We start from the raw sequence: 9,675 nt of genomic DNA on the forward strand, positions 1-9,675 counted from the left end.
TGCCTTGTTGATCGAGAACATCCAGAAACTGGCCAGCCTCGAGCCTGTGGTTCAAACGCCGATTATCGAGGCCCCGGAGCCCGTGCCCGCAACGCCTGGCAATACCGAACCGGAAGCCGAGCGCAGTGGCCCGGAAATGGTCAAGGTGGGTGCCGAACAACTGGAGACACTGGTCAATCTGGCCGGTGAAACCTCGATTTTCCGGGGGCGTATCGAGCAGCAGATCATCGATACGCAAATCACCCTGGCCGAGATGGAAACCACCATCGAACGCATGCGCGATCAGTTACGACGTCTGGACATGGAAACCCAGGGCCGGATTCTCAGCCGTGATCAGGTACATGCCGAGCGCCTGGGTTATGAAGAGTTCGACCCGCTGGAAATGGACCGGCATTCGCAGCTTCAGCAACTGTCGCGGGCCTTGTTCGAGTCTGCCTCCGACCTGCTGGATCTCAAGGAAACCCTGGGCAGTCGTGCCCGGGATGCGAAAACCCTGTTGCAGCAGCAGGCCAAGGTCAACACGCAATTGCAGGAAGGCCTGATGCGGACCCGCATGGTGCCTTTCGAGCGGCTTGTTCCGCGCTTGCGCCGGGTGGTGCGTCAGGTTGCTTCGCAACTGCACAAGAAAGTCGGGTTCGACGTGGGCAATGCCGATGGCGAAGTGGATCGCACGATTCTGGAACGTATGGTCGCGCCGCTGGAGCACATGCTGCGCAATGCGGTGGATCACGGTCTGGAAAGCACGGAAAGACGTCTCGCTGCCGGCAAGCCGGAGCAGGGCCATATCCAGCTGAACCTGATGCATGAAGGCAGCGATATCGTCATTGAGCTGAGCGATGACGGTTCCGGCGTCGATATCGCTGCCGTGCGCCGCAAGGCCATCAAGCGCGGCATGATTCAGGAAGATGCGCAGCTTTCCGATGACGAAGTCCTGCCCTTCATTCTTCAGGCCGGGTTTTCCACGACCGAAATCATCACTCAGATTTCCGGGCGTGGTGTCGGAATGGATGTGGTGCATGCCGAGGTCAAGCAACTGGGCGGCTCGATCGTCATCGACTCGGTGCCGGGGCAGGGCACGCGCTTCCGGATTCGTCTGCCTTTCTCGGTGTCGGTGAACCGTGCCCTGATGGTGCAGTGCGCCGAAGAGCAGTATGCGGTGCCGCTCAACACCGTCGACGGTATCGTGCAGGTCATGTCCACCGACCTGGAAGCCTGTTACCAGAGCAGCCCGCCACGCTATCACTACGGCGGACGCAGTTATGAACTGCGTTATCTGGGGGAACTGCTCAATATCGGCAAGCCCGGGTTTGCCGGTCAGTTGCAGTCTGTACCGGTGTTGCTGGTGCATTTGCAGGAGCAGTGGCTGGCGGTCCAGGTCGATGCGCTGGCGGGGTCCCGGGAAATCGTGGTCAAGAACCTGGGGCCGCAATTCTCAAGGGTTCAGGGGATTTCCGGCGCGACCATTCTGGGGGATGGCCGGGTGATCTTCATTCTCGACCTGCTGGCACAGATCCGCGCCTTGCAAGGCCGCTCACCGATGCAGCAGGCACAAGGAGTGGCTGTGCCGGTCTTCAGCGAAATCGAACACACCCGGCCTCTGCTGGTCATGGTGGTGGACGATTCGGTGACCGTACGCAAAGTCACCAGCCGTTTGCTGGAGCGCCATGGCATGCATGTGCTGACTGCCAAGGACGGTATCGACGCCATGAGTCTGCTGCAGGAGCACACGCCGGACGTGATGCTGCTGGATATCGAAATGCCGCGCATGGACGGCTTCGAGGTCGCCAGTCAGATTCGTCAGGATCAACGGCTCAAGGATCTGCCCATCATCATGATCACTTCCCGCTCCGGCCAGAAACACCGCGACCGGGCCATGGCTATCGGGGTCAATGACTACCTGAGCAAGCCTTATCAAGAGTCGGTACTGCTGCAGAGCATTGCCCATTGGAGCCAGGTCAATGCCTGAAAGAACCTTCCAGAGCAGCCGTCTCACCACGCTGACCGGGCTGGTCCTGCCATTGAGCGACCGTTCCCTGTTGCTGCCCAATGTCGCGGTGGCGGAACTGATCGATTATCAGGACTGCACCGCCGAACCTGACGCGCCCGAGTGGTATCTGGGCCCGATCAGCTGGCGTGACCTGAAACTGCCCCTGATCAGCTTCGAAGCGGCTTGCGGCGGTCGTCCCCGCGTGGGAGGTCGTGCGCGTATCGTCGTTCTCAACGCCTTGGGTGGCCGCAATGAAGTCCGGTTCATTGCCCTGCTGACCCAGGGCATCCCGCGCTCATTCAAGGTCGACAGTCAGTTGAGTTACGTGGACGTGCCCCTGGCCGAACTGGAACTGGCCGCGGTGCAGGCAGGCGAAAATGTGGCACGCATCCCGGACCTGGTGGCGCTGGAACAATGGGTAGTGGACGCCGGGCTGGTTTGAGAAGCGGTTAGCCGCTTCTCGGCACCTTGCTCGCGACAGCTCCATTACTGGCAACAAAATACACAGCGGCAGGAACGAATTCATTCGCGAAAAACTGTCCTGTTTTCCTGAGTCGAACAAACCGCCGCGCAAAGATACTGGCAACTGGCTTGACGCTAATCGTTGCTGCCGTAGACTGAACTCGTCCGACAAGGAGTCTGCGGTATGCGGTGTTTGCACGGTTTGTTTTTCGGGTTGTTCGGTGTGGTGTGTGTGGCTCAGGCGCAAACCCCGACCGAGGTCGATCCGTTGTTGGATAATGCGGCGACTGGCGCTCAGTCAGCGGCTTCCAGCGAGGCGCGGGGTGTCTTGCGAGCTCAGGATCAGGCTGTGCTGGCCAGTGAACTGGCCGGGCGGGTCGTCGATCTGCCATTGCGTGAAGGGGAAACCTTCAACAAGGGCGATATCCTGGCGCGTTTCGATTGCTCGGCCTATCAGGCCCAGCTCAATGCTTCCCAGGCTGCCAGTCGCGGTGCCAGCGAAGAGCTGGCCCACAACCGACAACTGGCCGCGCTCAACTCGGTGGGGCGTTTCGAAGTCGCACGTGCAGAAGCCCGGGTCGCCGAAACCCAGGCGCAATCCAGTGTCTTTCAGGTTCAGGTCAAGCGTTGCAGCGTAATTGCCCCGTATGACGGGCAGGTCGTGGAGCGCAAGGTCCAGCGTTATGAAAGCGTTTCCCCCGGCACGCCGCTGCTGGAAATCGTCGATAACCGTACTCTGGAAATTCATCTTCTGGTGCCCTCCCGCTGGATGGGCAAGCTCAAGGCCGGGCAGACATTCAGCTTCGTGCCTGACGAAACCGGCAAGCCACTGACCGCCACCATCAAGCGTTTTGGTGCGCGGATCGATGAAGGCAGCCAGACCCTGCTGCTGGTGGCCGGTCTGCCCAAATCCGAAGGTCTGCTGGCGGGCATGAGCGGAACCGCACGTTTCCCGGAGCTTAAGTGAACGCTTCAGTGCCGGGTGCGCTGGAGCGGGTCTTTGCCCAGTTTCTCGATCTCGAACGCCTGACCCGCGCCGCCCGCACGACCGACCAGCTGGCTTACAGTCTGGTCAATGACGGTCAGCCGCTGTTTGGTTTTCGTCATGCCGCGCTGGTCATTGCAGGCAAGGTGCGAGCGGTAACCGGTGTCAGCGTGATTGATCCCAATGCGCCCTTTGTCGCGTTCGTCGAGCATGCGGTCGCGCAGTTGTTCAAACAGCAGAAAGCCAGCCCGGCCAGCGTTGTGACGATGGATTCGCTCAGCGCTTCCGTGCGTGAGGACTGGCAAAGTCTGTCGGCCACCCATGTGTTCTGGCTGCCTTTGCTGGATCGCAAGGGGGAGGTGTTCGGCGGCCTGTGGCTGGCCCGCGACAAACCCTGGGCTGCGCCCGAACAGGTTCTGCTCTCGCAACTGGGCGATACCTACAGCCACGCCTGGCTGGCATTGCAACCGCGCAAACACTGGCGTCTGCGCTGGAATCGCAAGCGCCAGATGGCGTTGCTGGCTATTGCCCTGCTGAGCCTGCTGATTCCGGTTCGCCAGTCGGTTCTGGCTCCCGCCGAAGTCGTGCCGCTGGCCGGTCGTGTGGTGGCTGCGCCGCTGGATGGTGTGATTGCCGAATTTCTGATCAAGCCCAACCAGCCCGTCAAGACCGGCGACCTGTTGGTGCGTTTTGAAAACACGACTCTCAAGGCCCAGGCCGACGTTGCAGAGCGCACTCTGGGCGTTGCCGAGGCCGAGTTGAAGGCCAACTCGCAGCGGGCGTTTGCCGATGCCGAGTCAGGCTCGAAGGTCGATCTGCTGGCCGCGCGCGTCGAACAGAAGCGGGCAGAGCGCGATTACGCTCGTGAATTGCTCAAGCGTAGCGAAGTCCGCGCCGAGCGTGACGGGATTGCGGTTTTCGCCGATGCCCAGCGCTGGACAGGCAAACCGGTCCAGACCGGCGAGCGTCTGCTGGAAATCGCCGATCCGTCCCAGGCCGAGCTGCGTATCGAGTTGGCGGTGGGTGATGCCATTGCTCTTGAACCGGATGCGGAAATTGCTCTGTTTCTGGACAGCGATCCTTTGCATAGGCACTCCGCCCGTCTGGAGCGTGCGGCCTATGAAGCCCAACCGACGCCCGGCGGCCAACTGGCCTATCGTCTGGACGCCACTTTCCTGGATTCACCGCCTCCGCGTATCGGTCTGCGCGGCACCGCCAAGGTCTTTGGCGAGCGTGCGCCTCTGGCGTTGTATCTGCTGCGTCGGCCTCTGGCAGGTCTGCGTCAGAGCGTAGGCCTGTAAATGGCGCTGCCCAGCCTGCGGGCGGATCTGCAACTCACCTCTGCGGCCCCGGCACTCGACGGATCGCCGCGCTGGACATTGGCCGACCCCATACGAGGTCGCTATTTCAAGCTGGGTGCCCAGGCGATCCGCCTGTTGCGGCATTGGTCGCTGGGTGATCCTGTGCAGGTCCTGCAGGCCGCCAATCGTGAACCCGGTTTGCCGCTGGGCGATGACGAAGTGCAAGAGCTGCTGATCTTTCTGCGCAGCCATGACCTGATCGCTTCGACCGACCCGGATCAGCGCGCCAGCTATACCTACAAGGCCGAGGCTTCGCGTCAAGGCTTGTGGCAGATGCTGCTGCATCAATACCTGTTCTTCCGTATTCCCCTGTGGCGTCCGGATGCATTTCTCAACCGCGCCTGGCCCTGGATGAAGCGCTTTGGTCCCGGCATTCTGCGCTATGGCTTGCCTGCCACGTTGATGCTCGGAGTGTTTCTGGTGGCGCGGGACTGGCAGCGTTTCATCGGTACCTTCCCGCATCTGTTCAGCCTGGGTGGTGCAATGGCGTTCGGTGCTGCACTGTTTTTCGCCAAGCTCTGCCATGAGTTCGGTCATGCTTTCATGGCCAAGCGGGCCGGCTGCCGGGTGCAGAGCATGGGTGTCGCGTTCATGGTGCTGTTGCCGCTGTTCTACACCGATGTCAGTGATGCTTGGCGAGTGAACGACCGACGTGCCCGCTTGTTGATCGGTGCGGGTGGTGTGCTGGCTGAAATGCTGCTGGCCTGCATTGCGCTGCTGGCCTGGTCGCTGTTGCCCGACGGGCCGGCGCGTACGGCAGCGTTCATGCTGGCCAGCGCAACCTGGATCACCACGGTGGTGGTCAACCTCAACCCGTTCATGCGCTTCGATGGTTACTTTCTGGTCAGTGACCTGTGGGAGGTGGATAACCTTCAAGGTCGGGCCTTTGCCTTGTGCCGCTGGCGTTTGCGCGAAGTGCTGTTCGGTTATGGCCAGCCAGCGCCCGAGCCGTGGACACCGACCATGCAGCGGCGTCTGTTGTGGTGGGGGTATCTGTCCTGGCTGTGGCGTGCGGCACTGTTTTTCGGGATCGCGCTGGCGGTCTATCACCTGTTCTTCAAGTTGCTGGGGATTTTCCTGATGTTGGTGGAGCTGGGTTGGTTCATCTTTCTGCCTATCTTCAAGGAAACGCGCCACTGGTGGGCCAATCGTGAACAGGCACATACCCCGCGGGTGCTGCTCAGCGCTGCCGGGCTGTTGGCGCTGGTATTGCTTCTGGCGGTGCCCTGGCGCAGCAGTGTCGAGCTTCCGGTGATGCTTGAAGCCGGCAGGGTGACCGCTCTGCATGCGCCGGTCGCGGCCAGGGTCAGGCAGGTGAATGTGCAGGACGGCCAGACGGTGGAGCAGGGCGCAGTGCTGGTGGAACTGGAGTCGCCGGACGTGGATTCGCGCCAGGCCATCGTGCGTCGGGAAATCGAAATCCTGCAATTGCAGATACGTCGTCAGGCCGGACGTAGCGAAACCGTCGCGGATGTCGGCGTGATCGAGCAGCGTCTGGCCAGCGCCGTGGCCGAGTATCGCGGTCTGGCGGCCCAGCGCGAGCGTTTACTGGTGCGGGCGCCCCAGGCCGGTCAGGTGCGCGATCTGATGCCCAAGTTGAGTCCGGGGCGCTGGGTTTCGACCCAGACGCCGCTGGCGCGTATCGTCGAAGGTGGTACGCGGATACGCGGCTATCTGGCTGAAGACGCCTTGTGGCGTATCGCTCCGGGCGACAAGGGTCGTTTTATCGCTGACGATCCCATGCGTGGATCGCTGCCAGTCGAGTTGCTGGAGGTGGATGCCAACGGCGTCTCCTATCTGGACCAGGAAGCGCTGACTTCCGATCACCGCGGACCGATTGCCGTGCGCCGCGACGAAAATCAGCGTGCAGAGCCGGTGCAGGGCCAATATGGCGTGCGCCTGAAAGTGCTGGAAGATATCGAGGCTCCGACTCAGCCGTTGCGCGGCGTGGCGGTCTTGCAGGGGCGCAGCGAGTCGCTGCTGGGCGCAGTATGGCGGCGACTGGCGGCGCTGGGTGTGCGCGAAAGTGGTTTCTAGGGAAAGAGGGCAACGCTGATGCTGAACAATGCAGATGGACTTGAAGTGCGTCCATCCCGGGACTCGGATGCTCCTTTCATTCAGTCGCTCTACCGTTCGGCCCGACCGGATTTGCAGTTCATCGATGGTGAGCGCGAGTTTGTCGATGAGGTCATCGCCCAGCAATTCCGGGTGCAGGAAACCGGTATGGGCGGCGAGTTTCCCAACGCCATGCATTACGTGATCGAGAAGCTTGGCACGTTGATCGGTGCGCTGGTGACCGACTTCGGTCCCAATGAGATTCGTGTGCTGTACCTGGCGTTCATCCCGGCAGCGCGGGGCAAGGGCTACGGACGGACCGTATTGAGAGGCGTGCAGCAGGCTGCCGAAAAGGTTTGCTGCCCGGTGGCGACGGTGGTCTGGGCCAATAATCCCCATGCGCGCCAGCATTATCTGGCGCTCGGGTTTCAGGTCGAAGAACGGGATGTGGCGGCTGAACGGCTGGTCTGGTATCCGGGCCAGCCGGCGGCGTTCTGATCAGTTGAAGCTGATGCAGTAGTAGGCAAGGTTTGCATCGCGTCCCATGGGCGGTACGCGGGAAACAAACACTTCTTCCAGTCTGCCCAGTTCTGGCAGGTCGATGCTGCACAGGCCATCGACGAAGTCGCTGGGTGCCAGTGAATCGAGGCTGACGCTGAAAGGCAGGCGCTGGTTGTCGGACAGGCGCGCCAGGGGTTTTTCGTCGATGGCGGAAATGGCAATCGGCAACTGGCTGCCATCGCTCAGTTGCAGGACGCACTGGCTACCCTTGAGTGCCCGGAAATGTTCGGCAGTAACGTGTTGCAGCATGGAACGACTCCAGCAGTGGTGACGGATGAGCCCTTCCCTGGGCCCGGGTTTGTCAGTTGCGAGTAGGGAACAGGCCCTGCAAGGCAATGCTGAAGTTCACGACCAGGAAAGGGTTCATGCTGTCCAGAGGCAGGCTGCCACCGACCGAGCCCATGGTGCCGCTGATGGCGGTGGTGACGCCCTTCTGTACGATCGGGGCATTGGTTCCCAGGTCAGGGGCAAAGATGTTGGCGGAGGTCGGGCCGGCCGTCGAGCCGCCGAGATAACAGTTGGTGGCGGTTGGCACGATAGAACCTGTGGCACTCGGCTGGGCGCCCAGATTGATGGTTGTGGTCGCTGCCAGTGTGGTCATCGGGTGGACGTGGGCCGGCATGTTGGCAATGGCGACCGTTACTTTTTCAACGCCTGCCGATGTACCGATTGTCCGGTTGGTGAGGTTGAGTCCCTGGCCCTGGTTGACCGGTACCCGGCCTTGCAGGTTGGGCAGCATGAAGTTCTGCGGTGCGGTTCCTCCATAGATGTTTCCCAGCAATGCGTACAAGGCGTTGTACTGGTTGACGTTCATTGTCTGGCCGTTGCATTGCGCCCAGCCATAGGGCGCAAAGGGAAAGGCGAACGTCATGATCGAACCCATAAAAACTTCCATAAACCCTCATCCTTCATATGTCATGGGGTGCCATGCGATATGCCCGGGCGCCTGCCCGGTTGCTGGCAGGTGAGAGCGTAGACGCTGTGGAGGGAGTTGCTGCGGTTTTACACATTCATGTCGCAATTGAAACAATCCCCTGTGCAGATGACGTTCATGCGACCCATGGAAGGCGCTTGTCCTCGGAAAAGGCTGGCCGTGATTTCGGAGCGTCCTCAGACCGTTCATCTGATAGTTATCATCTGTAAAAGGCTGGAAGGCCCGGAACAGCGGACTATCGTCATATGCAAGCGTTTTTTCCGGCTTGTACAGCTCAAGTTCAGGGAACTGATGTCGAAGTACTACTATTCGAGTACATTTTGTTACGTTAGGCTGACACTCCTCCAGATGGATTGGGCGCTCAGGCAGGGAAAAGGATGCAAGACTTTCATTTCATATCGGGTCTGCCACGTTCGGGTTCTACCCTGCTGTCAGCCATTCTCTTGCAGAACCCCCGCTTTCATGCCGGCATGAGCAGCCCGGTCGCCACTCTGTTTTCCAGTGTGCTGGGCCAGTGCAGTGCCGGCAGCGAGTTTTCTTCGGTAATCGATACCGCCATGCGTCGTCGGCTGCTGCGCGGGATCTTCGATTCCTACTACGCCGACAAACTCGACAAATCCATTGTCTTCGATACCAGCCGTAGCTGGTGCTCGCGTCTGCCCGCATTGATGGATCTGTTCCCGCAATCCAAGGTCATTGCCTGCGTGCGCAACGTGGCCTGGATCATGGACAGCATCGAGCGTGTCTATCGCGGCAATCCTTTCGAGAACACCAAGCTGTTCGTCGACGATGTCGAACGTAACACCGTCTACAGCCGGGTCGAGACGCTGGCTCAGCGCAACCGCTTGGTGGGGTTTGCCTGGGCTTCGCTGAAAGAAGCCTATTACGGCGAGCATGCCGAGTCGCTGTTGCTGATCGATTACGACCTGCTGTCCCAGGCCCCGGACCGCGTCATGCGGCTGGTGTATGACTTCATCGGCGAACCCTGGTTCGAGCACGATTTCAATAACCTCTCTTACGACGCGCCGCAGTTCGACGATGCCCTGGGTGTTTCCGGTCTGCACAAGGTCAAGCCCCGGGTCGCTTTTGAACCCCGGCGCACGATCCTGCCGCCGGACCTGTTTGAGCAGTATTCAAAGCTGTCGTTCTGGAATGACGGTTCGGCCAGCGCCGCCAACGTCATCCGCATGAAATCCGACGCCGCGGCCCACTGACCGCGGTTTTCCATATCCGAGTTACAACGTTCGATCTCTGGTGAGCAACATGTGGTGGAACAAGAAGAAGTCGCCGACCGTACAGCGGGCATCCTCGGGTGCGAAATCCTCCGCTT

8 protein-coding genes and 1 pseudogene are annotated in these 9,675 nt (G+C 60.6%); 7 read left to right on the forward strand and 2 right to left on the reverse strand.

Annotated features, from left to right (window positions below):
- Window positions 1–112: 112 nt before the first annotated feature.
- The 6 genes and pseudogenes from JSY17_RS26140 to JSY17_RS20310 all read left to right on the forward strand — a co-directional run.
- A pseudogene (locus tag JSY17_RS26140) lies at window positions 113–1,966 on the forward strand (response regulator); the annotation flags it as partial.
- On the forward strand, window positions 1,959–2,429 hold the full coding sequence (locus JSY17_RS20290; protein WP_117182544.1) for a chemotaxis protein CheW: 471 nt from the start codon (window positions 1,959–1,961) through the stop codon (window positions 2,427–2,429). The pseudogene JSY17_RS26140 and the gene JSY17_RS20290, both read left to right, overlap by 8 nt.
- Before the next feature lie 204 nt (window positions 2,430–2,633).
- The gene (locus JSY17_RS20295) at window positions 2,634–3,416 is read left to right on the forward strand and encodes an efflux RND transporter periplasmic adaptor subunit (protein WP_206402794.1); all 783 of its coding nucleotides are present in this window, start codon (window positions 2,634–2,636) and stop codon (window positions 3,414–3,416) included.
- Window positions 3,413–4,735 (forward strand): efflux RND transporter periplasmic adaptor subunit, encoded by a 1,323-nt coding sequence (locus JSY17_RS20300; protein ID WP_206402795.1) that lies wholly within the window; start codon window positions 3,413–3,415, stop codon window positions 4,733–4,735. The genes JSY17_RS20295 and JSY17_RS20300 overlap by 4 nt, the downstream gene beginning before the upstream one ends.
- The gene (locus JSY17_RS20305) at window positions 4,736–6,832 is read left to right on the forward strand and encodes an HlyD family efflux transporter periplasmic adaptor subunit (protein ID WP_206402796.1); all 2,097 of its coding nucleotides are present in this window, start codon (window positions 4,736–4,738) and stop codon (window positions 6,830–6,832) included. It abuts the gene before it with no gap.
- Between the two features lie 18 nt (window positions 6,833–6,850).
- Entirely contained in the window at window positions 6,851–7,348 is a 498-nt protein-coding gene (locus tag JSY17_RS20310) for a GNAT family N-acetyltransferase (protein WP_117166419.1), read from the forward strand.
- On the opposite strand, the gene JSY17_RS20315 is transcribed toward JSY17_RS20310, so the two are convergent.
- Window positions 7,349–7,660 carry a DUF6916 family protein gene (locus tag JSY17_RS20315; RefSeq protein ID WP_117166418.1) on the reverse strand — a complete coding sequence of 104 codons (312 nt, stop codon included), beginning with the start codon at window positions 7,658–7,660 and terminating at the stop codon, window positions 7,349–7,351.
- Between the two features lie 52 nt (window positions 7,661–7,712).
- Window positions 7,713–8,306, reverse strand: a complete 594-nt coding sequence (locus JSY17_RS20320) for a phage tail protein (RefSeq protein ID WP_117182550.1) — start codon at window positions 8,304–8,306, stop codon at window positions 7,713–7,715.
- A gap of 416 nt (window positions 8,307–8,722) precedes the next feature.
- Between JSY17_RS20320 and JSY17_RS20325 the strand changes: the two genes are divergently transcribed.
- Window positions 8,723–9,559 carry a sulfotransferase family protein gene (locus JSY17_RS20325; RefSeq protein ID WP_117166416.1) on the forward strand — a complete coding sequence of 279 codons (837 nt, stop codon included), beginning with the start codon at window positions 8,723–8,725 and terminating at the stop codon, window positions 9,557–9,559.
- Window positions 9,560–9,675 lie beyond the last annotated feature (116 nt).

The sequence above is a fragment of the Pseudomonas capsici genome (genome assembly GCF_017165765.1).
In the GTDB taxonomy this organism is placed as follows: Bacteria; Pseudomonadota; Gammaproteobacteria; order Pseudomonadales; family Pseudomonadaceae; genus Aquipseudomonas; species Aquipseudomonas capsici.